Origin of the sequence: Paenibacillus naphthalenovorans (assembly GCF_900099895.1) — a bacterium.
GTDB lineage: Bacteria > Bacillota > Bacilli > Paenibacillales > NBRC-103111 > Paenibacillus_G > Paenibacillus_G naphthalenovorans.
The window spans coordinates 17,828-38,854 of sequence record NZ_FNDY01000034.1 but is presented as its reverse complement, the minus strand read 5'-3'; the positions used below and the strand labels follow the sequence as shown (position 1 = coordinate 38,854).

Genomic DNA, 21,027 nt, shown 5'->3' with positions numbered 1-21,027 from the left:
TGCAACCGTAAAGCAAAGTACCTTGTACATGAACATCTTCAACCGCACTGTGAAGAATGCATGCTTGAGTCACTATGTTCAGTGCCTACGATGGTGATTGATTTAGAGAGCTGGGAGGGGAAGCAGAATGAGCGAAAAAGTGAAGTTGCCTAGGGAAGTGGCGGAAGCGATTGAACGTTTTAGAAATATTGGATGCGATAATGCATCAATCATTTACACATTTGCAAGCGGCGAAGACAAAAACAATATCGATTTCGCAAATTATGCCGCTGATAATTTTGACACACTACTGCAAGCCCTCGTCAACGGATACGAAGTAGAACAGACACCAGAAGAAATTATAAAGCATCTATACGACAACATGTTTTCACCAAACCAAGATGCTTATCGAAACGGCATGATCGACACACTGAACGCGTTAAATATCAAAATCAAAGGAGTGAACGACTAATGACCTTATCGCGTGAAGAAATACTCGCTATGCCATCTGGGAGAGAGTTGGATGCGCTGGTGGCTGAAAAGGTGATGGGGTGGAATGTGAAATTCATGGGCGACATTTTATGGGGGTGGATGTACTCAGAAACCGAAAGAAACCGTTGGTACAATGTACCTAAATTTTCCGCTGACATATCCGCAGCATGGAAAGCGGTGGAGAAGATGAAAAGAAACGATTGGGTATTCGTCATTAACTCTATAAGCGAAGAATGGACAGCATTGTTTTACTTAGACCGGATACATGAGCACGAAGTCACATGTAATTCAGCCCCCGAAGCCATCTGTAAAGCTGCTCTACTCGCAATAATGAACGGAGGAGATAACCAATGAAAGTAAACCTATGGACCATGATATCCCGCTTAGAACAACTCCAAGCAAGCAACAAACGCATGAGTGGCACCGGATTTATGAACGAGATTGAACATTTTATTGATCACGACTTAGAGAAGATGATCGAGGGTCTTAGGGAAGCGCAGTTGGAGATTGAAGCAGCAGAGAAACAGTTGGAGTATGTATGGGAGCTTAGTGAAGCAGCTGGGCAGGAGGCGAAAACGGCATGAGTCCAAACGAAATTAAAGTAGGTGCAACTTACCACAATGGAAAGTCTGGTCCTAGATCATATTCTGCGAGGAAAGTTGTTGAAATGAATTTACCCGTTGTTCATCTTACTTATCCGGAGAGAAAAAGTGATACTGGAGTACGATTCATTCAAGTTGCAGGTCCGTACAAAGGAAAAGAGTTTACGTATCCACTTGAAAGTTTTGCTAAATGGGCTAAGGGAGTAGTTGAAGCAAGTGTTCAAAACAATTGACGACATCATCTCCTATTACAAATCCACTCTAAAGGAGAGATCAACCATGATATCAAATCCAAACTACCGTCCACTTGATTTAAATATAGTCTCCCTATGCTGCGGCAGCTCTATTGAACAAGGAATAGAAGTGGATTATCCGTTAGGTGGTAGAACCTGGGGAATCAGTTACAAAGTCGATGTATGCGGTAATTGCGGTAAGGAAGCAGAGACAGTAGAAGAATGCGGGATATGTGGGGAGATTGGATGCTTGAATGAATGTGAGTAATATACGGCCACCGGCTACGCCTGAGCGGATTCGGTCGGGACGATGGAAAGGATGAAAAACATAACATGACAAAAGATGAGATACGGAAGGTCATATGGCAGAAAACAATGTTATTGACCATTGAGATGCAGCATAAGAAAACACAGTTTTTAAAAGGCAAGTATGCCGCTTTCAAAGAGATGTGGGAGGAACTTGGTAGAGATATCAAACCCGAATCAGAAAGGCCGAAGGCCCCCGATACGACCGAATAATCCCAAGCCGTATAAGACCTTAAAGGAGGAAATGGCATGATAGACATTAAGATCAAAACAGCGACTTTATTAGGCGAGATCCAGATGCTTGCATACATGGTCAATACATTCACGGAACATCTAGCCTTCTGCGACTATTCCGGCCATGTGAATGGCTTTGATGTAAGGATAACAAAAACCAAAGATCATAACGACATCGAGTATAGATATCGAATGGACACTTACGTCCCTCCTAAAGATTGGGGAAATGAAAGACAGATGGTAAACCGGTTGAGCGCAATGAAGTCTGAACTTCAGAAAATACTCATTGAAAATGGGGTGAACGCACCGTGATCATTAGTCACTTAGACTTAGCCAAAGAATGGGACAGACGCGGAAACCGCCGTATGGTCAGAGCTATAGTCAACAGCTTCAAAAGGCTGGAAAGAATGAGAAGACGCCAAACAGATTCGCAGTCTGTTGGCGTCAAGTAAGGAACCCATTTCAATAAGTTCACCTTTATTTTAACACAAGAATGGAGGCATTGGACATATGGATGCGATGGAAATAATGAAAAAACTACAAGCCCCGTTTTCTCCTGAAGATATTGAATGGCGTGTAGGTGCCACAAATAAGGAAAAAACAAAAGGTATCGCGCTTGCCTACGTTACCAATAGAGCTATCATGAACCGACTTGATGAAGTTGTTGGCCCATTTAATTGGCAGAACAAATTCCGTGAGTGGAAAAACAATAGTCAGATTTGTGCAATCTCCATCAAATTTGGAGACGAATGGATTACAAAAGAAGATGGTGCGGATGACAGTAACGAGGAGGCCGTAAAAGGTGGCTTATCGGATGCTATGAAACGAGCAGGGTATCAGTGGGGGATTGGACGGTACCTTTACAACCTCGAAAACCAATGGGTTCCGATTGAGCCGATGGGTAAATCTTACCGGTTGTCGAGAGAACCTAGATTGCCGGCTTGGGCATTGCCAGAGGGTTATTCCTATGAAAAGTCGGACGCCAAACAAACAGAGAAACCACAATCCATCACGCCTAAGGTGATCGGGGATATTAAATCAGGATGGATGAAACTCGGTTACAAGCAGAATGATCTTGATCCAACATTAAAGCGACATTATGGATGCAAACTCAGTGAGTTGCCGGAGGATAAAGCTCAAGCCTTCCTTCAGTGGATACAAAAGAAAATTGAGGGTGGAGGTCAAACGGCATGATTCTAACCCAAGAAAACTACTACAGCAATGAAGCTGACTGGCACTATATGTCAGTCAGCCAATACAAAAGCTTCATCCAATGTGAAGCGCAAGCCATGGCAAAACTCAAAGGGGAATATAAGGAGTCGAGCAACGATGCTTTACTCCTTGGCTCCTACGTACATGCAGCGATTGAAGGTACGGAAGCGATAGAACTATTCAAACAGAAGAATCCGGAAATCTTCTGCTCAACCGGTAAAAACAAAGGCGAATTGAAAGCAGAGTACAAACAAGCTGATAAAATGATCGAATCCGTTTTAAGCGACGAGATTTGTTCCAGGATGCTTCAAGGCGAAAAGGAAGTCATTATCACTGCTGAACTTTTTGGAACGCTCTGGAAGGCAAAATTAGACGTCTACGCGCCGGATGAAGGACGGTTTACGGATTTAAAGACGGTAAAGTCCATCCGTGAAAAGCATTGGCTCGGTGACCGGTACGGATCGTTTATCGAGGCATACGGCTACACCATCCAAATGTCGGTTTACGCAGAACTCGAGCGCATCCATAGCCGCAGATTTGACCGGCTGGAACCGCTGATTTTGGCCGTGAGCAAAGAGGATGAACCGGATAAGGCTCTGATCTGCTTTGACGAGCAGATGATCGAGCAGGAGCTCGAGAAGGTTCGTGAGAACTTACCGCGGATTATCGATGTAAAGCAGGGGATTCGGGATCCGAAGCGTTGCGAGAGGTGCCGATATTGCCGTAAAACAAAGAAAGTACAAGGCATGATCCACTATATGAGCTTATTGGAGGTAGTTTAGATGAATTCATGTTGTTTTGTTGGAAAACTGATTAAGGATCCTGAACTGCGTTACCTTCCAAATGGGACCGCTACTTGTACATTTACGATTTCGGTTTATAACCCATTTGCTAAAGGTGATTACAAAAGCGATCTTATCAACATCGTCGCATGGAGCAAGACAGCGGAAGCATGCGCGAATCACTTGAAGAAAAGTTCCTTATGTTCCGTGGAAGCAAGGTACAGTCCGAGAAGTTACGAGAACAACGAAGGTCGCAAAGTACATGTCCATGAGTTTACGGCCAGTAATGTTCGTTTTTTGGATGGGAAACCTTCTGAGCATCAAGATCCATTCCAGGATGACGGTAAACCGATTGATATCTCTGATTCAGATTTGCCATTCTGACAGGTGACCTATGGGACTTCCATTTAATCCATGCCCTAAGCCCTCATATAAGCGCTATAAGCCCACAGCAAAGGCAAGAGGGGCGATTAGTCCGAAAGTTCGCGCGGAACTCAAACAACGCTCTGGAGGCCAATGTGAGCGTCAGGGATGCGGTAATGAAGCGGTACATGCAGCTCATATCACGCGGAGATGGAAATTAGAGCGGACAGAGGTACATAACTTGCTCCATCTTTGCCTTACATGCCATATATGGGCTGATCAGACAGCGGAGGGAAGAGCTTGGTTAAAAACTTTTGAAGGAGGCCCTGTATGAAAGAGTTGATATTAGGTAAAGGCGAAATTTGTCTCGTTGACGATGAAGATTACGCACGATTATCAAAATTTCGCTGGAACAAATCGCAATACGGATACGCATACAGGCTCGGGGACAGAAACAAAGGTGAGAAGTGGAAGGTTCTGATGCATCGCGAAATCATGGGCGCTCAAGATGGCCAAATTATAGACCATAAAAACGGAAATCGGATTGATAACCGCAAAGAAAATCTACGGTTTGCAACGCCTTTGCAGAATGCCACTAACCGTAATGGAAAAATAGCTAAGTCTGGGTATAAAGGCGTATTTCGCAACACTTCAAGTAAACGTGAATCGTGGATCGCGAGGATCAAGGTAAATAAAAAACTTATTCACATCGGTTGTTATCCAACGATGGAACAAGCGGCAAGAGCTTATAACCAAGCTGCTTTAAAGTACCATGGTGATTTTGCACGATTGAATGCTATTTAATACTGAAATACATGGGAGGAATGGTGATCGAAATGAAATTAAGAGTCATATTGGAACGCGAATATGAAATTGATTATGAATTAGAAGAACTCGGATTTGACAGTATCGACGATATTGTGGGCATGGAAGAGATAGATGTTCTTGATGATCATGCCAAAGTTACTACCACATGGTTTAAATCCGCCGAGTTGGTTGATGAGAAGGCTGAAGAAAGCTCACATAAAATCACATGTATCTTCTGTAACGGACAAGGCAAGTTCTGGCACATCTGCGGAAAGAAGTTCGAGTGTTATTGTGTATCGGTAAAGAAGCTTAAGGAAGCGAAGAAATGAGGTCATCATATGAAAATCAGTTGGTATGACTATATCTTATATGCTCCTATGGCTATATATCAGGTTATTTGGGAGATGAAAAGGAAGTAAATTATACGGCCTCCGCTATCGCTGAGCGGATTCGGTCGGGACGATGGCGGCAAGCCGCAAAACATAAACATAAGGAGGAAATGAGCCATGAAAAGTAGACCTGATTTAGGTGTATCTCCAATCACTGGAACAATATATGTAGGTAAGAGTAAGCCACTGAAAAACGATCCAAATTTTAAAGTTTGGCAAGGTGAAAAGCACGACATTACGGACGAAGCAATTAAAGCGGTATTTGAACACATGATGCATCATGCGAAGGAAACAGGATATTACGCTGTGAGATTCAAAGGATTAGGGAGATTGTCCATGGAAAAAGATTTAGAAGCATAGGTTAAAAGCGGCAAGCCGCAAAACATAAGGAGGAAATGAGATGCTATGTAAAGCGAGTGAAATTAAAGTGTTTCTTGTAGTCGAATATGTTGGGAAAACGATAGAAGACGAGATTGAGGAATTCCTCGAAAATCATCCAAACAAAGTAATTATCGATATCAAATTTGCGATCATGCAAAACGGGGAAAAGGTGAACGAGGTTTACCGCGAAGCTCTCATCATCTACAAGGAGGTATCCCATGGAACTGATTGATAAAAAGAAACTGCTGGAACCAGGAGACAAAGTGAAGATGATTGAAGACACCTCATTTTACTTATATGACGGCGGTATGAGTGTGATTGTCCCTGCTGATGAAGTCGGCGAAATCGTATCGTACGGATCAAGCACCTCAGAATCAGAACCATGGTACACAGTAGAGTTTCCGAACGTTGATGTTGATATAACGCTGTCGCAGTCTCACGAACTCCTTGAGTTGATCGAGAAATACGAGGAGGTATCCCATGGAACTGATTGATAAACAAAAACTGCTGGAGTGGCTTGATAACAAAGCGGATGCCCGATTATATGACGGTGTGTATCGCGCTCTTATCGAAGTATTCAACGAGATTAAGTCCGGCACCTTTGACGACCATTCCGCCCAAGAGGAAATAGCCAAACTGAAAGAGGAACGAGATGCAGAGGAAAGATTGTGCAAAGAGTGGATATCCGCACACGGTAAACTACTCAGAAAATATCAAGCTTTGGAAGCAAGAGCAATACAAGCAGAACAGGAACGGGACGAACTGCTCGTCAGGTTCAATCTAGCGTTAACTGAACGAGATGGAGCGCGTCGGGCTGCGGTTGAGTACAGAAAAGAGAGTGAGCAGATTGTCAAGGAACGGAATGCACTACTGGAAGGAATGAAGAAGATCGCAGAGTTCAAGAAAGGCGAGGCGCTTGTTTATGTGACGGAGATTAAAAACATCGCCCGTTCCATCATAGCCAAGATCGAAGGGAAATAACCCAATCCAAACACCAAAGAGGAGGGGAAGGAAGTGGCACGAAAAAGGATGATTGACCCAAGCTTCTGGATCGATGAAAAGCTTGGGACGGTCCAACCGATTGTTAGGCTGCTGTTTATGGGCTTGATATCTCAAGCTGACGATGAAGGAAGATTAAACGGGCATCCATCGTTGATCAAGTCGCTAATCTTCCCATATGACCATGAAATACAATTGCACGAGGTTGAGGAGTGGTTAAACCTTCTGGCAGCAGAAGAAAGAAAGCTAATCCGGCGTTATGAGGTTGATCATCAAAAGTACATCATGATTACAAATTTTAAGAAGCATCAAACGATAAACAAGCCACAAAAATCCAAGCTTCCACCACCAAATGATGACTACCGTAGTACTACGGTAGTTGTACCTGAACGAGAAGGTATGACTACCGCCCAAAAGAAAGGAAGAGAAGAGAAAAGAAATGAAGAAGAAGAGAAAGGAAAGGGAATAGAACTGCTCTCTCTTCCATCATCCAATCTTCACGAAGACCATCTTTTAAAAATACTGAACGATCATCATATATCTATGGACAAGCCGTACCCTTTAGACCAATTTTTTTCATACATCGGAGTCGTGGACTTGGAAGTTATGGAAGCGGCCATTAAAAAATCAAGCGGAAAACGAATTGCATACTGTTTGGGAACACTTGAAGGAATGGTTAAGGACGGAATCACTAAGAAAGAACATCTGAAACCAAAAGTAGGTGAACAAAGTGAAAAGTCTCAAGGACAGATTCGACATGGACAGTCTACTCCAGAGGATAAGCCAATTACGGGAGGCAAAACCGGAGCTCTCCCAAGCAAATGGGCCGACAAAGTCATACAATTGTCCAACGTGTCGGGATGAGGAAGGATATATTGAACGTGACGAAAACGGAGTGGAAGTATACCGGTTCTGTGAATGCCGCGATAAGAACCAATTAGAACGCTCATTCCGTTCCAGCAAAATCACATCCGAGTTTTCTAAACGATCATTCGATAACTTTGAAACAAGTGGCCGGCCACAAGCAGTCATTGACGCTTATAAATTCTCCCGGATCTACGCTGACAACTTTCAAGAGATCAAGGACGAGCGGCACAACAGCATCTGCCTACTAGGTCGTCCAGGATGCGGAAAAACTCATCTTCTTATGGCTGTATGCAATCAACTTATGAAAACCAAATACCTTTATGACGTGATCCGCTACCCATCGGTACTTTACTTCCCTTGGGTAGAGGGATTTAACGAAATCAAAGATGACTTAAGCCAGATGGAAGAGAAAATCAATCGCATGAAAAAAGTGGATGTGCTCTACATAGACGACATGTTCAAAGGACGCAAAGAGCCGACCCAGTTCCAAATTGAACAGATGTTTGCAGTCATCAACTACCGGTATATGGAGAAAAAGCCGATCATCATCTCTTCCGAACGGGACATAGATGAAATGTGCGACATAGACGAGGGGCTCGGCAGCCGGATCAACGAGATGTGCAAAGACTTCCGGATTATTCTCAAAGGCGGACGGGAGTTGAACTATCGCTTGAGGGAGGACGCAGTATGAACGATTACGAATTTGATCCAGAAGCCGCATGTGAAGCCATACGTGAGGAAATCGAATGGCAAATAGAAGAGTGGAAAAAAGAGCGAATGGAGGAAATGTTGGGATGATCGAACTTTACGAAATCGCCACCGATGACCGTTTAGATCTTGAATTACGCTACGCCGCATTAAAGCTGATGCAGCATAAAAAGAAACAGCAGGACAAAGAAAAGGCATTATATAACCGGTTTAAAATGATCAAACGAAGAGAGAGGAGAAGAAGATCAGCATGATCACCTTAACCAAAAGACAATCCGATGTATATGAGGCTATTAAATCCGGGAACAGATTTATGACGGACATTTTGAAAGTAACAGACTTAAAACGAACCACGGCCAAAGATTACATCAGGGCGCTAATCAGTTACGGCATGGTGGAGTCCGAAAGAGGAGGATTAAACAACAAATTTTGCATTTACACGGCAAAAGATGTACCGCATGAAGTAAAACATGTCAAAGAAAAGGTCTGCAACAGCAAACAGAGGCCTGACCATCTGATCGACAGATTGATTAATACCAAGATTACACCTGAGCAAGCGTTTTATCTTAAGCATCACAAACAACAAAAGAGATCCTTGCTTGCTAAGCGTGTAGGTTTGACTAAGCTGCAACTAAACTATGTGCTTGAAAGGTTGGGATAACCATGAGAGGGACAGATATCGGAAAAGTAGGAAAGTTAAAAAGATGCCAAGCCAGCAGGAGAGAAGATCGTAAAGACACATACAAACCATATTACAGCGAACAAATGTGGGGCCGGGAACGAATCAAAGCATATCTGCTGGAGAAGTACGGGACACTCAATCCAGATCACAAAGTGAAGGGTGGAGAATCAGCATGAATCTAACCAAACTCTTTCAAATACAAAAGGAACTAGACGAGCCATATAGCCATGTAGAGGACAGATTGAGCAAAGATATCCTGTGGCTCCAAACGGAGCTAGGAGAGCTAGCTAATGAGTGGAGAGGGTTCCGGTATCGTAGGCCGGAGAGTGAGCAAAAACCAAGGATGGAAGCTTGGAGTGAAACAGGCATAATCATCACTGATTGTAACCCACTCCTAGAAGAATACACAGATTGTCTCAGTATCATATTGTCGATTGGATTAGAGATTGAACGTGATAACGTGTTGGTTAACTTTCCGACTATTGGAGAACAGAACAACAAGCGTATTATTATTGAGCGATTTGATATGGTTTTTAGAATGGCAAGCATGATGAATGATGATGATTACTACCGTGAATTATTTAATTATTTTTTGGATCTAGGATTTATGCTCGGCTTTACTTGGGAACAAATCGAATCCAATTACATCGAAAAATCCAAATTAAACAAAGAAAGGAACGTGATCGTATGAACATGTACAAAATCCAAGTAGGCAATTTCCCATTAAGTGATGCTTACCCGCTGTTAGAGGCAGAGCGGATAAAGGCTAAATTGCAACCATGTGTAAACGATGAGATCCAGTTAATCCCGGTTGATGAGGAGTTTTTGGAGTTGCAGGCAATGGAGGGAGGTAAAGTGGAATGAGGGAAGCGATTGAACGGGTGATAGCGGAACTTGAGGAATCGTGGAACTATCACCACAGGAAGTACAGAGACAAATGGGCAGACGAGCGGCAATACCACTCCGGTTATGAAGATGGGCTAGAAAAAGCAATCTATAAGCTCAAGGAGGTGTTAAGCCAATATGAAACTAGTGATACCGATAGAACCAATGGGAACGGTACGGATGACAGCCGGGATGGTCAAGCGGATCAAATATAAGCTGTATCAGCCCGGGGACAAGAAAATTGAAACGGTTAAGCGGTATCTATCCTACAAAGAGCAGATTGCCTGGGCAGCTCGTCAGCAATATAAAGGCGCTCCGATGACTGGTCCGATAGAAGTCAACCTAACGTTTTATATGCCAATCCCCGGGAGTTGGAGCATAAAGAAAAAGCTTCTGATGGACGGAAAACTTCACGCTACTAAGCCAGACCGGGATAACTTAGAGAAAGGTGTATGCGATGCATTGAACAAAATCATATGGAAAGATGACGGTCAAGTGTGCGACGGACGAACAGTGAAATATTACAGCAGCAATCCGCGGGTGGAAATAGAGATAAAGGAGTTAAGTGCATGAAACCAATACCACTCCTCTATGCAGTACAGTCAGAGAGCGGCCAATATTTTGGTTATGTGATGACGTTAGAGGTTGCGAAGCAATTAAGCCCGAAACACCACACTAGACCCTATGTTTCTGAATCTAATGACAGATTGGTGCTGAATGAGGACAGACATCCCAAAACATATGGGCTACCCCTATAAAAACAGACGAAAGTAGGTATGGAAATGGCTCACCCAAACGAAGAAAAAGAGACAACTTGTATTTATGATTATACAAGCAAGGAATGGATCGTTTATACATGCGTTCCGAGGCATATCACAAAGCTGATGAAATCGTGCGGAGAACCGTTTTGGAAAGAGGAAGAAGAAAACAGCAAGGGAGAAAGTCGGATCGTTTCCGGTAAATGGAAACTTCAGTCCAGCCAAGTGCGATTTTACGGACCGTATACACCGAAGGAAGATGACGAACAGGATGAAGAAGTGGAAGATACATCATCAATGGTGCAGGAGGTGTGAACGACATGGACGCTAAGTACATCTATCTGTTAAGCAAAATAAAGGACAAAGAAACTCGAATGCTCATAACCGAAATGGCTAAGGATATCGCTGAGCTGAAAGAGGAGAACAGAAAGTTGAAACCTCCTCAAATTAACGCGGTAGGAAAATCCATGGAATCGATCTATCGGATGCGGATAAAAGACGGTCCGTGGATGCATCAAATTGCAGACTGAAAATGCCGAAAAACCGCGTAAAATAAACGTTTTTAACGTGCAAACATGCCGAATTTGTGGTATAATTTAGGTATCAAAATACATAGATTCGGCATTGCAAATATAATCCAAAAGGAGATAAGAAAATGAGCCAAATCGCAGCAGAAATTGCCCAGCTTGAACAGCAGTTAACAGAGGCAGAAGAACGGAAACAGCAGTATGGAGGTCAGGACATTGCACAGTATCAAAAAGCGGTGGATGATGCGAATAACATTTCAGCCAAGCTCGCACAGCTACGCGAACAAGCGGAAAAAGAGCAACGTGAGCAAAAGAAACAAGATACCATCGATGAGTACGTGGACATCGTCTCCCAAATGTTTGAAGCTCTATTTCCGAGTGAGAAGTACCGCCCTCTCTTTGGTATCACTGAGTACGAGGAGAAACGTGCACAATTCTATCAGTTGAACCATGCATACGTTACGGAGAAGATCGAGGCAATCCACCAGGAAAATGAATTGGCTCTTGCACTAAAGGATGAACGTTACCGGCTGCTGAACGATCAGGCGCTTAGGGTGCAGGAACAGTTGGATGAGGCGAACAAGTCTATCCAAGCGATTAAGTTAGATTATCTTGCTGAGAAAGAGAATTACAATGATCTTATCGACGATTACAAAAGGGAATTGGTGCAGGCAAAGCGTGAAGCCGAAACGGCGAATGCCACATGCGTTCAGTTGGAACAGCAATTAATGCAGTTGAGACATGACAACGCCGTTCAAGCGGAGCAAATAATGACTTTGCAGGAAAAACTCGAAGCTGCTCAACAGCCGAAAGAATCAAAGCCAAGCCAAAAACTCAGCGACATTATGAACGAAATCAAATCTAAAAACGATTTAAAGGCAGACGATTGGATTGCTCGTTGGAACGCTCGTCAAAAGTCGGATGAAGTGAAGATCCCACTGCCTGAAATCAACGTACCTGAATTAACGGAGAGTCCCTTTCGTAACGAAAATAATACGGCCTACGCTGAAGAGTATCGGATTTCTCCTCCCGAGGTGGTTGCGCCAGTAGGTGGATCGTTTCAAATCGATGAAGAATTTACCCAAGCCGGACCCATCGAAATACCAACACAGCAGCCTAATGGCGAAGTGGTGGCGAAAACAGTGGAAGAAAGACTCGAAGCCCTTGAAAGAGCCGTATTTGGAGAAGTGAGGGTGGCGTAGATGGCGAAGTATCGAAAAAAGCCTGTTGTGATTGAAGCGATACAATGGCGGGCAAATGAAATGCTGCTGAAAGACGTTATAGACTTTTTTGGCGGGATGAATGCCGTGGGAGCTAAGATCATAAGTAAACATCGCGGTAACTTGATCATCAAAACCATTGAAGGCTCTATGACCGCGAGTGATGGAGACTGGATAATCAAAGGTGTGAATGGCGAGTTTTACCCTTGCAAGCCTGACATTTTCGAGAAAACATACGAAATGGTGGAATAGGCCGCAGGCCATCGTATCGACCGAATAATCCCAGCGTCAGCGGGGGCCGTAAAATGGTTTTATCATCATTGAGCCTCGTTAATAAATAACACTTAGCGAGGCTCATCTTTTAGGGAGTGGAATAGATGGATGGCACAAAGGAATACAAGGAACTAGCCAAAGACATGATGATCGATAACATGCTCAAGTCATTGGATGCGATAGCGAGTAGTTCGGAAGATGTAAGAACACGGGCTTACGCTGAAGAAGTCGCAAAATTAAATCGTGACATGTTAGAGAAACTTAGCAAGGATAGATAAACTCCATAAAAGGAGCTGAAACAAATGAATCTATGGATCAGTGGAATAGCAATGACAACAAGTTGGATAGCTCTTGGGATATCAATTTTGATAATTATCAAATGAGGTAAATGGCTTGTGAGGAACGGAATAATGGGGCATAAAGACAACGATTACTAGGGGAGGAATCCGGCATGACTGATTGGAGGACAACGTACAACGATTTATGCAAAGAAATTGAAATTTTAGAGCTCCGCGCATCGGATCTTGAGTTTCAAATGAACACGGCACGAAAAATCTGCTTCCGTGGCTACATAACAGACCAATACAGCCGCATTCCATTGGACAGGGCGTTGACATCTTACGACGATGTGAAAGAGGAGTTATTGGGCGTTGTGGCTATTCTGGAGCATAAGCTTCAAACCAAACGACAAATCGAGCAGAAAATGAGCGAGTTTGATGGACTGGAATATCAAGTAGCATTCCGACGCGACGTATTGAGGCAACCGCTCGATAAGATAGCCGATGACCTTGGATACAGCTACAATTGGATCATGAAAATCAGCAGCCGGACAAGTAACCGAGCAAAAGGCAGAAAGAAGGCAGAAACAGCTTGATAAAACGTGATATGATGATATTAGGTTAGTTCATGCCGGACAACCAAAAGAGAAGCGCATACTTCTACCGTGGATCTGGTAGGTATGACGCTTCTTTTGCATTAAAAAACGACCCTCAGGAGCGAGAGTCGCGGTAATCTTCAATTTGTTTCCGTGTCCAGATCGGGCCGGAAGCTAAACGCTGTATAGGCTCAGGAAAAACACCGCGCGAGATGTAGGTAACGATCTTTTGTTTTTTCCAGCCTAGTATTTCAGCGGCCTCGTTAACTCCTGCGAGTTTGGGAATTTTTTGCATTTGGATCACCTCAAAAAAGTTTGCCAATCACAACAGCGTCCTTGATTAAAATTTCACCGTCATCGGGACAATCGTGCCGACCCAACTTTTTACCAGCTACAACGTAGCAATGGTATGTATTAAACTGGCGCTCAGCATCTTTGTCAAAGTCAGATTCGCGGAGGTTGCCGTAGCCTGGTAGATAGTTAGAGCGGTCAATGTCAAGACTCCAAGCAGATGTGCCGTCGAGTGTAGGGAGATCATCGTATTCTTCAGTACCGTAGGCGGGGAAATCGCGCTCATCTTCTCGCTCTGGATTGTCTTTAGACCAGTCGCACTCGTCGCCAATCTCACGGTCAAGGTCTTCATAGCGTATGCCGAAGTAATAGTACTTATCTTTGTGCTCGAGAGCTATTTCATTTGCTTTGTTTAACATTTCGATCAGTGTCATGATTATCATCCTTTCGCCTCATCCGGTATCTCCGGCTTATTGGTTAAATTCGTTTCTCATTGCATTGCGCTCTTCTTCTGTAAAGAGAGAGAGTATTGATTTGAGTTGCTTATTCAAATCAGATGCTTTGCGGGCGGCTTTTTCGGATTTAAGAATGTCGTCGTGAGTTTTGAAACCTTTCTTGTCAGCTTGAGCTTCAAGATTGTGGTATTCCAAAGCAGCCGCTTTTGTCTTTCTGACCAGGTCAAACACAGTTTCTTTACTCGGTTTCAAAGCATTCGCTCCTTTTTTGATGATGGCCCATGCCAAACGCATAGATTCGGCAAAGTATTCTTTTACGCGACCGCCGAACTTATTTTGGCCAGCCCTTGCAATTTCCCATGCCTTAGTCATTACGTTTGTCATTTTCCATCACCTTTTCTTTTTGGTTTATTTTTTCGTTATCTCTTGCTGTTGACTTTATAATACACCATCTGTATTACAAAGTCAACAGTTTTTTTGAATTATTTTTTTATGCTCCGAATCGACCGAATCCGCTTAGCGACAGCGGAGGCCGAAGGAAGGTTTAAGTATGGCTGAGATCATACTAAACGATATAAGCATCATAAGTCCTCTAATAGGATACTGGTTTAGATACTACGCTTATGTATATAAGGAGTGGTAACAATAAACGCATCACTATTTATACTACTCATCGTATTCGTCGTCTTAATGGCGGCTTATTGTTGTTATATCAAGAAAACGTGAGGTGAGATTAATGGCTAGGCAGGGGCAGAAGCTGACGGATGAGTTGAAAGAGCAAATTCGTGCTCACCTTGTCCTAACTGATAATTTACGCGAAACTGCCAGGAAATTCGGGGTTTCTCCGAACACAGTGAGAAATATTAAGCTCGAAAGACCCGATGAATTTGCACAGCTTAGGACGGATAAAAAGCAAGAACTCATCGACAAACTTTGGGACAATATTGTAGAGGCTCAGGAGCTTGGATTTCAGATGATTGCAGAAGCGAAAAAAGGCAAGAGAGACATTCCTCTTGGACAAATCTCGACTTACCTTGGCACACTCTACGATAAGCGAGCATTGATGATGGGCGAAAGCACGAACAACACACAAATTAAAGTTACATTAGAAGGTGAGCTTGACACATGGGCGAACTAAAGCTGAAAGGCTACCCAAACGAGCGACAGAAAGAATTCTTCCTCTCCACAGCTCGACATATCGGTTATGGTGGCGCTCGCGGTGGCGGCAAATCGTGGGCGATGCGTCGCAAGTTTGTGTTATTGGCGCTCAAGTATCCAGGTTTAAAACTATTGCTGCTACGGCGCACGCTTCCAGAACTGCGTGAAAATCACGTATTGCCATTACTGAGCGAGTTGCATGGATTCGCCCGTTATAAGGACGATGAAAAGTCATTCGTCTTCCCGAACGGATCTCGTATCAAGCTTGGATACTGTGACACGGACAAGGACGTATTCCAGTACCAAGGGCAGGAGTACGACGTGATCGGCCTAGAGGAAGCAACGCATTTCACAGAGTACATGAGAGACTTCTTTGAAACGTCCAACCGCTCAACGCGAACAGATTTCAAGCCAAGGATGTATTACACATCAAATCCTGGTGGAATAGGGCATTCGTGGTTTAAACGGTTGTTCATTGACCGTGAGTACAGAGGAAAAGAAAAGCCTGAGAATTACGTATTTATACCAGCTAAGGTTTACGATAATCACGCGCTGATGAACAGTAACCCTGAATACGTGGAAACACTCGAAAGTCTCCCTGATGATCAACGGGAGGCTTTTTTGCATGGTAACTGGGATGTATTCGCCGGCCAGTACTTCCGAGAGTGGAGGAGAGACACGCATGTTATACAACCATTCGCGATCCCTAAACACTGGATGCGCTTCTGCTCGATGGACTGGGGATATAACGACCCTTGTGCTGTCTACTGGCATGCCGTAAATGATCGCAGAGTCTACACTTACCGTGAACTCTACATTACACAGACCAACGCATCTGACGTTGCCCGTAAGATTATAGAGCTTTCGCAAGGAGAGAACATCGAATACACCGTAGCCTCTCCGGATATGTGGCATAAGCGCGGTACGGCAATGGCATCAAATGGTGAAGTCAAGGGTGAGAGTATCGCGGATATCTTTATGGACAATGGGGTGTGGCTCGATAAGGCCGACAACAGTCGCATACTGGGCTGGAATCGGATGCGTGAGTACATGAAGATGGCACCGGATGGCATGCCGTATTGGGTGATATTCGATGGTGCTTGCCCAAATCTGGTACGCACACTGCCACAACTGATACATCATGAAAGGAATGTAGAGGACGTAAGCGACAAGGTAGAGGATCATGGGCCGGAATCATGCCGATACGGTCTAATGAGCAGGCCTGACCCGACAGAGCAACATATTGTTGTGGGAGCTACGCCATTACCTAACAGCAACACAGGTGACAACTGGGTTCGCAAATCAGATGGCACGATGGTGCATAAGAGTGAGATTGAGGATCAGTATAGGGATGAAGTAGATTCGTGGGCGAGAGGATGGTTCAGTTGAAAACTTGGGATGAAATGATTAAACGTTTGGAAGATCGTCCTAAAGTAAACACGCACGAGATTGTAGTTGATGGGCAGAAACATCAAGCAAGAGCATATGCAGTAGAAGGCATTGATAAGGAAATGGTCATGCAGGATTTTACAGAAAAGGTAAGTCGAGAGATCGGCGACAATTCGGACGTATATGTTCGTGTCATGCCTGAGATTAGCCAGTATGAAAATAGTGACCGGTATATCGCGTATGCTCGGCTGGTAGTGATTCCGAAGGTGATTGCATGACCACAACACTTTGAGAGAGGGTTGGTTTGCGTGAACGAAAAAAACTTTGTTGAGATGATCAATTGCAATGTAGATAATCCAGGGTATAAAAACTTTGTTTGTTGTGGGAAGGAAATATGGAGCAGATCACAAAATGGAGATGCACCAGAAGGTGGAATCAAATGTGGTGACTGTGGTTCGACGTTCCGTTTAGGTGGATATGTCAACCCATTCAAGCTATTGCATGAGCGTAGAAAGATGGGGTTGGAATGACAACAACACTCATAATCTTTCTCTGCATGCTAGTATCCGTTATCCTATTCTCCGCCGCTTTTTACATGGCTCACTACGTTGTACAAAAGACTCACCGTATCGCCGTATTAGAGGACAGTTACAAAGAAGCGACAGAGCACATTGCAGAGCAGGATCGCACGATACTCCAATTACAGCAGGAGCTAGACTTTGTACGCCGTGATGAAGAGATGAGAGCTACGCAGAACGTGAGACAACGCACGTGGAACCCGGGTGATCCGTTGAATAGCGGCAATAGACACAGCGTGTAGAAAGGAGGCGCATCATGGCAAAGGAGAAGAAAGACAAGCCCATAGACGAGATACAAGCCGCAAATAAAGCCATACAGATCCCTGAACAGAGCGACGAAAAGAAGGCTCTCGCTACACATGTACAGGACTTATTCAGAGGCGCATACAACGCTAAAATGCAGATGGACCTTATGAATATATGGGCAAAGTGCGACGATTACGTGCACAGTATCCAAAACGAACCAGAAACGGAAGATCAGCCTGGCAGCGTGACGAACATCATCAAGCCGATTATCGACAGTGAGATCAGCGATATCATCGATAAACCTTTTAGTGTAGATGCATTAGGCCGCGAACCCGGAGATCAGATGTATGCCGACGATGTATGTCATGCGCTTGAATTTGTGCTTGACCGCAACCAGTTCAAAAACAAGCTGACCATATCCGAGCACGACCGGTTGGAGCTTGGCACATCGATCATCAAAGTATTCACGGACCATGAAGCCTTACAAGGCCGTGGTCTTCCTACGTTTGAGGTGGTGTCGCCGGCCAACTTTTTTCCTGATCCGAAATGGACAGCTGCACATTTAATACAGGATTGCGAGTTTATCATCCATGCTGTGCCGCGTCCACTCTCGTATATCAGGCGCATGTTCCCGGAGTGGGGCAAATACGTAAAGAGACAAGTCTCATGGCCGTATGACCCGACACTTGACATTGAGACGACGCGCACAGATGAGGTACAGGTTATCACATCGCAAAAGGCTCTCTTGATCGAGTGCTATATGAAAGACGAGAACGGCGATATCTTTTGCGTGCATGTGGCTAATAACCTTGTGCTTGAGGATAGCCGTGAAAAAGGAATCAAGGGCACGAAATTACAGCGCCGCAACCAGTTCCCATTTGAAGTCATTATCTGCTATCCGCGCAGAGGCACAGGATGGGGTATGGGTGACGTTGAGTATCTATTCCCGACACAGGACTTAATCAACGATATGGACGATCAAATTCGTATGTCTGCGCGTCTGATGGGTAATCCTCAGATGGCAATTAGCCTAACAGCAGCTGGGAAAGGATTCGATGCTCGTAAATGGACGAATAAGCCGGGATTACGGATACCGTTCCGCGACATTAACGCATTTGCACCGATCCCACCTGTACCGGTATCGCGGGACATACCTATTCGGCGCGAGAAGGCGTTTGAAGAGGCTAATATCATCTCCGGTAGGCCGGACGTCAACCGCGGGAACACACCGGGAAAAGGCGTAACAGCGGCATCAGCGATAATCGCACTCCAACAGGCCGGACAAAAGACAGTCGTGCATAAGATGGAGATGCTCAAGCAGGGATGGACGCGCATCCTAGAACTTCTGTACGACGAGATGGTGACAAATTGGGATGAAGGTATGTGGATCCGCATCAATGGAGATACGCCGGACTTCAAGTTCCTTGACCCATCTAAGCTAAAAAACGTGCCGATCATGGTTCCGAACATGTCACCGTTAGAAGGAGAAGACACCATAAAGGAACTGCTTGACGAATCCATGCAGCCGATGACGAGAGAAGCTGAATTTGACCTCAGACTAAGCTTAGGCAACGGACTACCAACAGACAAAGCATTTGTTTATCAAACGTTGCTTGACCTTGCTAAACTGACGGTAGAGGGCAAGCCGGTCATATCGTGGCAGGAGATGCGCGATTATCTGCGCACACAAGTTGGTTTGCCACTTGACTCTGACGATCAATTCCAACAAATGATGCCTGGTGTGCCCGGAGCGATGACACAGCCTCCTGGTGCAGGTGGATTGCCGCCGACCATACCGCCACAACTTCAAGTGATGCAAGGAGGTGCACCTGTATGAGTCTGACAGCAGTACGATATGACAAGCAAACGCATATGTTTGACCCGCATGAAGAAAAATTCTGGCTTCACTATCTATCGCGAGACAGCAAAGACCGCATGGTCAGGGACTACATTAGATCTCAGATCAAAAAGAATCCGAATCTACGGAAAGAGATCCTTCAGCAGCCGGTATGTGTCAAATGCGAGGGATTTACCTTCTTCCACAAAGGTGGAGCACAATGCGTGGCCTGTGGTCATTGGACGCCGGAGAATCAGACACATAGCGTCAAAGATCATATGAGAGGAGGTTTTTATCGGTGAAGTTAGTTGAGCTTACTGATTACTACGGGCATCAGGCATCTATAAACCCGTCATTTGTTACTTGTATCAAACAAGAGAAATCGACAGATGGAGAAATGATTACACTGGTTTATGTCACAGGACCTGATCATGCATTAGTGATAACTAAAGAGAACTACAATGACGTTATCTCTAAATTGAGCGAGGGGAAGTAAACGGCCGGCGTATGCTGAGACTGCATGCGCCTTTTATATACGCTCATTCGGAGCTGACAAGATGAATAGCATCTACGGGCGAATCGTGTGGGATGCCGCTACGCAAAAGGAGGATTAACATGGATTTAAATGAGTTTAGACAAATGAAAGCATCGGGCGAATTGGTAACGGACGCCGCGTTACAGCAAGCAGAAAATGAAATCACTCCTGACGACCGATACGAGGAACCGGAACAAGATCCGGAAATCGTAGAGGAACAAGAACATGAGGAGAATGAAGACGCTCCAGCAGATGACTTAGAGGACGCTGAAGATCCGGAGGATATTGACCTACCTCCGCGTGAGAAAACAGCGTTTGAGAAGCGTATGGAGCGCGAGAAAGCGAAACTTGAAGAAAAGCTGCGCAAAGAGCTTGAGGAACAGCTAGAGGGCAAATACAGCAAGCACAAGCAAGCTATTGAAGCGCTTGGTGGCGATCCTGACCAACTGATCAAGGCTGCTCAAGAAGCCAAGATGCAGCGTGAAGCCCAACGTTTGGCCGATCAAAACGGCTGGGACGATGAGCAAACGCAATGGTACATCGAGCAGCAGAAGCAGCAGCAGGAACTTAAAGAGCTCCGCGTACAAATGCAGATTAACCGGCTCAAGGATAATCCTGACTATGCAGGAATCGCATCGATGGAGCGCGAGATTCTGGCAAAGATCGATAAGACTAACGGTGCGCTTACCGTAGAGGAGGCGTATTGGGCGCTTGGTGGTCACAAACGAGCAGAACAGATCAAGCTGGAAGTCCAGCAACGGGAAATCGCCCGTAGAGCGCAGCAACCGCGTACCGTACAGCGTGACGCACCGAGTACAGCGGTAGGTGAAAAGCCTCTCCCGCCGGAAGTTCTGCGCGACGCAAAACTAATGGGTATTTCCGAATCTGAGGCGCGACGGTTGTACAATTCTCAAGCCGCTACGGACTTGGATTCGTGGCGTGAACAACGAAAGAAAGCAAAATAA

Annotated in this window: 40 protein-coding genes; 37 read left to right on the top strand and 3 right to left on the bottom strand. The window is 44.7% G+C overall.

Annotated features, from left to right (window positions below):
- The first annotated feature begins 127 nt into the window (after nucleotides 1-127).
- From BLT35_RS22135 to BLT35_RS22000, 29 genes are all read left to right on the top strand, one after another.
- Nucleotides 128-451: a DUF1642 domain-containing protein gene (locus BLT35_RS22135; protein ID WP_074729784.1), complete on the top strand. Its 324-nt coding sequence runs from the start codon at nucleotides 128-130 to the stop codon at nucleotides 449-451.
- Nucleotides 451-825 carry a BC1872 family protein gene (locus BLT35_RS22130; protein ID WP_074729783.1) on the top strand — a complete coding sequence of 125 codons (375 nt, stop codon included), beginning with the start codon at nucleotides 451-453 and terminating at the stop codon, nucleotides 823-825. Before BLT35_RS22135 ends, BLT35_RS22130 begins: the two co-directional genes overlap by 1 nt.
- A complete protein-coding gene (locus tag BLT35_RS22125) occupies nucleotides 822-1,055 on the top strand; it encodes a hypothetical protein (RefSeq protein WP_074729782.1) in 234 nt (77 codons plus the stop codon). Before BLT35_RS22130 ends, BLT35_RS22125 begins: the two co-directional genes overlap by 4 nt.
- A complete protein-coding gene (locus BLT35_RS22120; protein WP_074729781.1) occupies nucleotides 1,052-1,306 on the top strand; it encodes a hypothetical protein in 255 nt (84 codons plus the stop codon). The genes BLT35_RS22125 and BLT35_RS22120 overlap by 4 nt, the downstream gene beginning before the upstream one ends.
- Before the next feature lie 333 nt (nucleotides 1,307-1,639).
- Nucleotides 1,640-1,825, top strand: a complete 186-nt coding sequence (locus BLT35_RS22115) for a hypothetical protein (protein WP_074729780.1) — start codon at nucleotides 1,640-1,642, stop codon at nucleotides 1,823-1,825.
- Between the two features lie 36 nt (nucleotides 1,826-1,861).
- The gene (locus tag BLT35_RS22110) at nucleotides 1,862-2,158 is read left to right on the top strand and encodes a hypothetical protein (RefSeq protein WP_074729779.1); all 297 of its coding nucleotides are present in this window, start codon (nucleotides 1,862-1,864) and stop codon (nucleotides 2,156-2,158) included.
- Nucleotides 2,159-2,356: 198 nt separating this feature from the next.
- Nucleotides 2,357-3,040, top strand: coding sequence for a Rad52/Rad22 family DNA repair protein (locus BLT35_RS22105; protein ID WP_074729778.1), 684 nt, complete (start codon nucleotides 2,357-2,359; stop codon nucleotides 3,038-3,040).
- Nucleotides 3,037-3,840, top strand: coding sequence for a PD-(D/E)XK nuclease-like domain-containing protein (locus BLT35_RS22100; RefSeq protein ID WP_083351375.1), 804 nt, complete (start codon nucleotides 3,037-3,039; stop codon nucleotides 3,838-3,840). Before BLT35_RS22105 ends, BLT35_RS22100 begins: the two co-directional genes overlap by 4 nt.
- A complete protein-coding gene (ssb, locus tag BLT35_RS22095) occupies nucleotides 3,841-4,224 on the top strand; it encodes a single-stranded DNA-binding protein (RefSeq protein ID WP_074729777.1) in 384 nt (127 codons plus the stop codon). It begins immediately after the preceding gene.
- A 309-nt stretch (nucleotides 4,225-4,533) separates the two neighbouring features.
- A complete protein-coding gene (locus BLT35_RS22085; protein WP_083351374.1) occupies nucleotides 4,534-5,007 on the top strand; it encodes an AP2 domain-containing protein in 474 nt (157 codons plus the stop codon).
- Nucleotides 5,008-5,018: 11 nt separating this feature from the next.
- Nucleotides 5,019-5,339 (top strand): hypothetical protein, encoded by a 321-nt coding sequence (locus BLT35_RS22080; protein ID WP_217634738.1) that lies wholly within the window; start codon nucleotides 5,019-5,021, stop codon nucleotides 5,337-5,339.
- A gap of 177 nt (nucleotides 5,340-5,516) precedes the next feature.
- Nucleotides 5,517-5,759: a DUF7446 family protein gene (locus tag BLT35_RS22075; protein WP_074729774.1), complete on the top strand. Its 243-nt coding sequence runs from the start codon at nucleotides 5,517-5,519 to the stop codon at nucleotides 5,757-5,759.
- Nucleotides 5,760-5,799: 40 nt separating this feature from the next.
- Nucleotides 5,800-6,012: a sporulation protein Cse60 gene (locus BLT35_RS22070; protein ID WP_074729773.1), complete on the top strand. Its 213-nt coding sequence runs from the start codon at nucleotides 5,800-5,802 to the stop codon at nucleotides 6,010-6,012.
- Entirely contained in the window at nucleotides 5,999-6,274 is a 276-nt protein-coding gene (locus tag BLT35_RS22065; RefSeq protein ID WP_074729772.1) for a hypothetical protein, read from the top strand. Before BLT35_RS22070 ends, BLT35_RS22065 begins: the two co-directional genes overlap by 14 nt.
- On the top strand, nucleotides 6,261-6,761 hold the full coding sequence (locus BLT35_RS22060; protein WP_074729771.1) for a hypothetical protein: 501 nt from the start codon (nucleotides 6,261-6,263) through the stop codon (nucleotides 6,759-6,761). The genes BLT35_RS22065 and BLT35_RS22060 overlap by 14 nt, the downstream gene beginning before the upstream one ends.
- A 33-nt stretch (nucleotides 6,762-6,794) precedes the next feature.
- Nucleotides 6,795-7,643, top strand: a complete 849-nt coding sequence (locus BLT35_RS22055; protein ID WP_074729770.1) for a hypothetical protein — start codon at nucleotides 6,795-6,797, stop codon at nucleotides 7,641-7,643.
- Nucleotides 7,537-8,337: a DnaA ATPase domain-containing protein gene (locus BLT35_RS22050; protein WP_074729769.1), complete on the top strand. Its 801-nt coding sequence runs from the start codon at nucleotides 7,537-7,539 to the stop codon at nucleotides 8,335-8,337. The genes BLT35_RS22055 and BLT35_RS22050 overlap by 107 nt, the downstream gene beginning before the upstream one ends.
- 103 nt (nucleotides 8,338-8,440) lie before the next feature.
- Nucleotides 8,441-8,608 carry a hypothetical protein gene (locus tag BLT35_RS27195; protein WP_175472038.1) on the top strand — a complete coding sequence of 56 codons (168 nt, stop codon included), beginning with the start codon at nucleotides 8,441-8,443 and terminating at the stop codon, nucleotides 8,606-8,608.
- Nucleotides 8,605-9,015: a helix-turn-helix domain-containing protein gene (locus BLT35_RS22045; protein WP_074729768.1), complete on the top strand. Its 411-nt coding sequence runs from the start codon at nucleotides 8,605-8,607 to the stop codon at nucleotides 9,013-9,015. The genes BLT35_RS27195 and BLT35_RS22045 overlap by 4 nt, the downstream gene beginning before the upstream one ends.
- A 193-nt stretch (nucleotides 9,016-9,208) precedes the next feature.
- Nucleotides 9,209-9,727, top strand: a complete 519-nt coding sequence (locus tag BLT35_RS22035; protein ID WP_074729766.1) for a dUTP diphosphatase — start codon at nucleotides 9,209-9,211, stop codon at nucleotides 9,725-9,727.
- Nucleotides 9,724-9,900: a hypothetical protein gene (locus tag BLT35_RS27190; protein WP_175472037.1), complete on the top strand. Its 177-nt coding sequence runs from the start codon at nucleotides 9,724-9,726 to the stop codon at nucleotides 9,898-9,900. The genes BLT35_RS22035 and BLT35_RS27190 overlap by 4 nt, the downstream gene beginning before the upstream one ends.
- Nucleotides 9,897-10,136 (top strand): hypothetical protein, encoded by a 240-nt coding sequence (locus tag BLT35_RS27365; RefSeq protein ID WP_217634737.1) that lies wholly within the window; start codon nucleotides 9,897-9,899, stop codon nucleotides 10,134-10,136. The genes BLT35_RS27190 and BLT35_RS27365 overlap by 4 nt, the downstream gene beginning before the upstream one ends.
- The gene (locus tag BLT35_RS22030) at nucleotides 10,114-10,494 is read left to right on the top strand and encodes a RusA family crossover junction endodeoxyribonuclease (RefSeq protein ID WP_217634736.1); all 381 of its coding nucleotides are present in this window, start codon (nucleotides 10,114-10,116) and stop codon (nucleotides 10,492-10,494) included. The genes BLT35_RS27365 and BLT35_RS22030 overlap by 23 nt, the downstream gene beginning before the upstream one ends.
- 209 nt (nucleotides 10,495-10,703) lie before the next feature.
- Nucleotides 10,704-10,994, top strand: a complete 291-nt coding sequence (locus BLT35_RS22020; protein ID WP_074729763.1) for a hypothetical protein — start codon at nucleotides 10,704-10,706, stop codon at nucleotides 10,992-10,994.
- A 5-nt stretch (nucleotides 10,995-10,999) separates the two neighbouring features.
- Nucleotides 11,000-11,209 (top strand): hypothetical protein, encoded by a 210-nt coding sequence (locus BLT35_RS22015; protein ID WP_074729762.1) that lies wholly within the window; start codon nucleotides 11,000-11,002, stop codon nucleotides 11,207-11,209.
- A gap of 125 nt (nucleotides 11,210-11,334) precedes the next feature.
- On the top strand, nucleotides 11,335-12,408 hold the full coding sequence (locus BLT35_RS22010) for a GumC domain-containing protein (protein WP_074729761.1): 1,074 nt from the start codon (nucleotides 11,335-11,337) through the stop codon (nucleotides 12,406-12,408).
- The gene (locus BLT35_RS22005) at nucleotides 12,409-12,678 is read left to right on the top strand and encodes a hypothetical protein (RefSeq protein WP_074729760.1); all 270 of its coding nucleotides are present in this window, start codon (nucleotides 12,409-12,411) and stop codon (nucleotides 12,676-12,678) included. It begins immediately after the preceding gene.
- 125 nt (nucleotides 12,679-12,803) lie between these two features.
- Nucleotides 12,804-12,977, top strand: coding sequence for a hypothetical protein (locus BLT35_RS27185; RefSeq protein ID WP_175472036.1), 174 nt, complete (start codon nucleotides 12,804-12,806; stop codon nucleotides 12,975-12,977).
- Between the two features lie 173 nt (nucleotides 12,978-13,150).
- Nucleotides 13,151-13,573 carry a hypothetical protein gene (locus tag BLT35_RS22000; protein WP_074729759.1) on the top strand — a complete coding sequence of 141 codons (423 nt, stop codon included), beginning with the start codon at nucleotides 13,151-13,153 and terminating at the stop codon, nucleotides 13,571-13,573.
- 115 nt (nucleotides 13,574-13,688) lie between these two features.
- Here BLT35_RS22000 and BLT35_RS21995 read toward each other — a convergent pair whose 3' ends face one another.
- From BLT35_RS21995 to BLT35_RS21985, 3 genes are read right to left on the bottom strand one after another with little or no spacing between them, the layout of a single operon-like run.
- Nucleotides 13,689-13,895, bottom strand: coding sequence for a hypothetical protein (locus BLT35_RS21995; protein ID WP_175472035.1), 207 nt, complete (start codon nucleotides 13,893-13,895; stop codon nucleotides 13,689-13,691).
- Nucleotides 13,879-14,298, bottom strand: coding sequence for a hypothetical protein (locus tag BLT35_RS21990; protein ID WP_139170845.1), 420 nt, complete (start codon nucleotides 14,296-14,298; stop codon nucleotides 13,879-13,881). Before BLT35_RS21990 ends, BLT35_RS21995 begins: the two co-directional genes overlap by 17 nt.
- Before the next feature lie 36 nt (nucleotides 14,299-14,334).
- On the bottom strand, nucleotides 14,335-14,703 hold the full coding sequence (locus BLT35_RS21985) for a hypothetical protein (protein WP_074729756.1): 369 nt from the start codon (nucleotides 14,701-14,703) through the stop codon (nucleotides 14,335-14,337).
- A gap of 352 nt (nucleotides 14,704-15,055) precedes the next feature.
- Here BLT35_RS21985 and BLT35_RS21980 point away from each other — a divergent pair, with 352 nt between their 5' ends.
- From BLT35_RS21980 to BLT35_RS21945, 8 genes are all read left to right on the top strand, one after another.
- The gene (locus BLT35_RS21980; RefSeq protein ID WP_074729755.1) at nucleotides 15,056-15,457 is read left to right on the top strand and encodes a hypothetical protein; all 402 of its coding nucleotides are present in this window, start codon (nucleotides 15,056-15,058) and stop codon (nucleotides 15,455-15,457) included.
- A complete protein-coding gene (locus tag BLT35_RS21975; RefSeq protein ID WP_074729754.1) occupies nucleotides 15,445-16,866 on the top strand; it encodes a phage terminase large subunit in 1,422 nt (473 codons plus the stop codon). Before BLT35_RS21980 ends, BLT35_RS21975 begins: the two co-directional genes overlap by 13 nt.
- On the top strand, nucleotides 16,863-17,144 hold the full coding sequence (locus BLT35_RS21970; RefSeq protein WP_074729753.1) for a hypothetical protein: 282 nt from the start codon (nucleotides 16,863-16,865) through the stop codon (nucleotides 17,142-17,144). The genes BLT35_RS21975 and BLT35_RS21970 overlap by 4 nt, the downstream gene beginning before the upstream one ends.
- A gap of 30 nt (nucleotides 17,145-17,174) precedes the next feature.
- A complete protein-coding gene (locus BLT35_RS26570; protein WP_139170844.1) occupies nucleotides 17,175-17,396 on the top strand; it encodes a hypothetical protein in 222 nt (73 codons plus the stop codon).
- A 304-nt stretch (nucleotides 17,397-17,700) separates the two neighbouring features.
- The gene (locus BLT35_RS21960; RefSeq protein WP_074729751.1) at nucleotides 17,701-19,527 is read left to right on the top strand and encodes a portal protein; all 1,827 of its coding nucleotides are present in this window, start codon (nucleotides 17,701-17,703) and stop codon (nucleotides 19,525-19,527) included.
- Nucleotides 19,524-19,829, top strand: coding sequence for a hypothetical protein (locus tag BLT35_RS21955; protein ID WP_074729750.1), 306 nt, complete (start codon nucleotides 19,524-19,526; stop codon nucleotides 19,827-19,829). Before BLT35_RS21960 ends, BLT35_RS21955 begins: the two co-directional genes overlap by 4 nt.
- Nucleotides 19,826-20,023, top strand: a complete 198-nt coding sequence (locus BLT35_RS21950) for a hypothetical protein (RefSeq protein WP_074729749.1) — start codon at nucleotides 19,826-19,828, stop codon at nucleotides 20,021-20,023. Before BLT35_RS21955 ends, BLT35_RS21950 begins: the two co-directional genes overlap by 4 nt.
- Nucleotides 20,024-20,142: 119 nt before the next feature.
- Nucleotides 20,143-21,027, top strand: coding sequence for a hypothetical protein (locus BLT35_RS21945; protein ID WP_054819339.1), 885 nt, complete (start codon nucleotides 20,143-20,145; stop codon nucleotides 21,025-21,027).

What these genes read in the sequence shown, in the direction of transcription:
- BLT35_RS22135 (WP_074729784.1), top strand. Translation starts at nt 128, where the DNA reads ATGAGCGAAAAAGTGAAGTTGCCTAGGGAAGTGGCGGAAGCGATTGAA.
- BLT35_RS22130 (WP_074729783.1), top strand. Translation starts at nt 451, where the DNA reads ATGACCTTATCGCGTGAAGAAATACTCGCTATGCCATCTGGGAGAGAG.
- BLT35_RS22125 (WP_074729782.1), top strand. Translation starts at nt 822, where the DNA reads ATGAAAGTAAACCTATGGACCATGATATCCCGCTTAGAACAACTCCAA.
- BLT35_RS22120 (WP_074729781.1), top strand. Translation starts at nt 1,052, where the DNA reads ATGAGTCCAAACGAAATTAAAGTAGGTGCAACTTACCACAATGGAAAG.
- BLT35_RS22115 (WP_074729780.1), top strand. Translation starts at nt 1,640, where the DNA reads ATGACAAAAGATGAGATACGGAAGGTCATATGGCAGAAAACAATGTTA.
- BLT35_RS22110 (WP_074729779.1), top strand. Translation starts at nt 1,862, where the DNA reads ATGATAGACATTAAGATCAAAACAGCGACTTTATTAGGCGAGATCCAG.
- BLT35_RS22105 (WP_074729778.1), top strand. Translation starts at nt 2,357, where the DNA reads ATGGATGCGATGGAAATAATGAAAAAACTACAAGCCCCGTTTTCTCCT.
- BLT35_RS22100 (WP_083351375.1), top strand. Translation starts at nt 3,037, where the DNA reads ATGATTCTAACCCAAGAAAACTACTACAGCAATGAAGCTGACTGGCAC.
- ssb (WP_074729777.1), top strand. Translation starts at nt 3,841, where the DNA reads ATGAATTCATGTTGTTTTGTTGGAAAACTGATTAAGGATCCTGAACTG.
- BLT35_RS22085 (WP_083351374.1), top strand. Translation starts at nt 4,534, where the DNA reads ATGAAAGAGTTGATATTAGGTAAAGGCGAAATTTGTCTCGTTGACGAT.
- BLT35_RS22080 (WP_217634738.1), top strand. Translation starts at nt 5,019, where the DNA reads ATGGGAGGAATGGTGATCGAAATGAAATTAAGAGTCATATTGGAACGC.
- BLT35_RS22075 (WP_074729774.1), top strand. Translation starts at nt 5,517, where the DNA reads ATGAAAAGTAGACCTGATTTAGGTGTATCTCCAATCACTGGAACAATA.
- BLT35_RS22070 (WP_074729773.1), top strand. Translation starts at nt 5,800, where the DNA reads ATGCTATGTAAAGCGAGTGAAATTAAAGTGTTTCTTGTAGTCGAATAT.
- BLT35_RS22065 (WP_074729772.1), top strand. Translation starts at nt 5,999, where the DNA reads ATGGAACTGATTGATAAAAAGAAACTGCTGGAACCAGGAGACAAAGTG.
- BLT35_RS22060 (WP_074729771.1), top strand. Translation starts at nt 6,261, where the DNA reads ATGGAACTGATTGATAAACAAAAACTGCTGGAGTGGCTTGATAACAAA.
- BLT35_RS22050 (WP_074729769.1), top strand. Translation starts at nt 7,537, where the DNA reads ATGGACAGTCTACTCCAGAGGATAAGCCAATTACGGGAGGCAAAACCG.
- BLT35_RS27195 (WP_175472038.1), top strand. Translation starts at nt 8,441, where the DNA reads ATGATCGAACTTTACGAAATCGCCACCGATGACCGTTTAGATCTTGAA.
- BLT35_RS22045 (WP_074729768.1), top strand. Translation starts at nt 8,605, where the DNA reads ATGATCACCTTAACCAAAAGACAATCCGATGTATATGAGGCTATTAAA.
- BLT35_RS22035 (WP_074729766.1), top strand. Translation starts at nt 9,209, where the DNA reads ATGAATCTAACCAAACTCTTTCAAATACAAAAGGAACTAGACGAGCCA.
- BLT35_RS27190 (WP_175472037.1), top strand. Translation starts at nt 9,724, where the DNA reads ATGAACATGTACAAAATCCAAGTAGGCAATTTCCCATTAAGTGATGCT.
- BLT35_RS27365 (WP_217634737.1), top strand. Translation starts at nt 9,897, where the DNA reads ATGAGGGAAGCGATTGAACGGGTGATAGCGGAACTTGAGGAATCGTGG.
- BLT35_RS22030 (WP_217634736.1), top strand. Translation starts at nt 10,114, where the DNA reads ATGGTCAAGCGGATCAAATATAAGCTGTATCAGCCCGGGGACAAGAAA.
- BLT35_RS22020 (WP_074729763.1), top strand. Translation starts at nt 10,704, where the DNA reads ATGGCTCACCCAAACGAAGAAAAAGAGACAACTTGTATTTATGATTAT.
- BLT35_RS22015 (WP_074729762.1), top strand. Translation starts at nt 11,000, where the DNA reads ATGGACGCTAAGTACATCTATCTGTTAAGCAAAATAAAGGACAAAGAA.
- BLT35_RS22010 (WP_074729761.1), top strand. Translation starts at nt 11,335, where the DNA reads ATGAGCCAAATCGCAGCAGAAATTGCCCAGCTTGAACAGCAGTTAACA.
- BLT35_RS22005 (WP_074729760.1), top strand. Translation starts at nt 12,409, where the DNA reads ATGGCGAAGTATCGAAAAAAGCCTGTTGTGATTGAAGCGATACAATGG.
- BLT35_RS27185 (WP_175472036.1), top strand. Translation starts at nt 12,804, where the DNA reads ATGGATGGCACAAAGGAATACAAGGAACTAGCCAAAGACATGATGATC.
- BLT35_RS22000 (WP_074729759.1), top strand. Translation starts at nt 13,151, where the DNA reads ATGACTGATTGGAGGACAACGTACAACGATTTATGCAAAGAAATTGAA.
- BLT35_RS21990 (WP_139170845.1), bottom strand. Translation starts at nt 14,298, where the DNA reads ATGACACTGATCGAAATGTTAAACAAAGCAAATGAAATAGCTCTCGAG.
- BLT35_RS21985 (WP_074729756.1), bottom strand. Translation starts at nt 14,703, where the DNA reads ATGACAAACGTAATGACTAAGGCATGGGAAATTGCAAGGGCTGGCCAA.
- BLT35_RS21980 (WP_074729755.1), top strand. Translation starts at nt 15,056, where the DNA reads ATGGCTAGGCAGGGGCAGAAGCTGACGGATGAGTTGAAAGAGCAAATT.
- BLT35_RS21975 (WP_074729754.1), top strand. Translation starts at nt 15,445, where the DNA reads ATGGGCGAACTAAAGCTGAAAGGCTACCCAAACGAGCGACAGAAAGAA.
- BLT35_RS21960 (WP_074729751.1), top strand. Translation starts at nt 17,701, where the DNA reads ATGGCAAAGGAGAAGAAAGACAAGCCCATAGACGAGATACAAGCCGCA.
- BLT35_RS21955 (WP_074729750.1), top strand. Translation starts at nt 19,524, where the DNA reads ATGAGTCTGACAGCAGTACGATATGACAAGCAAACGCATATGTTTGAC.
- BLT35_RS21945 (WP_054819339.1), top strand. Translation starts at nt 20,143, where the DNA reads ATGGATTTAAATGAGTTTAGACAAATGAAAGCATCGGGCGAATTGGTA.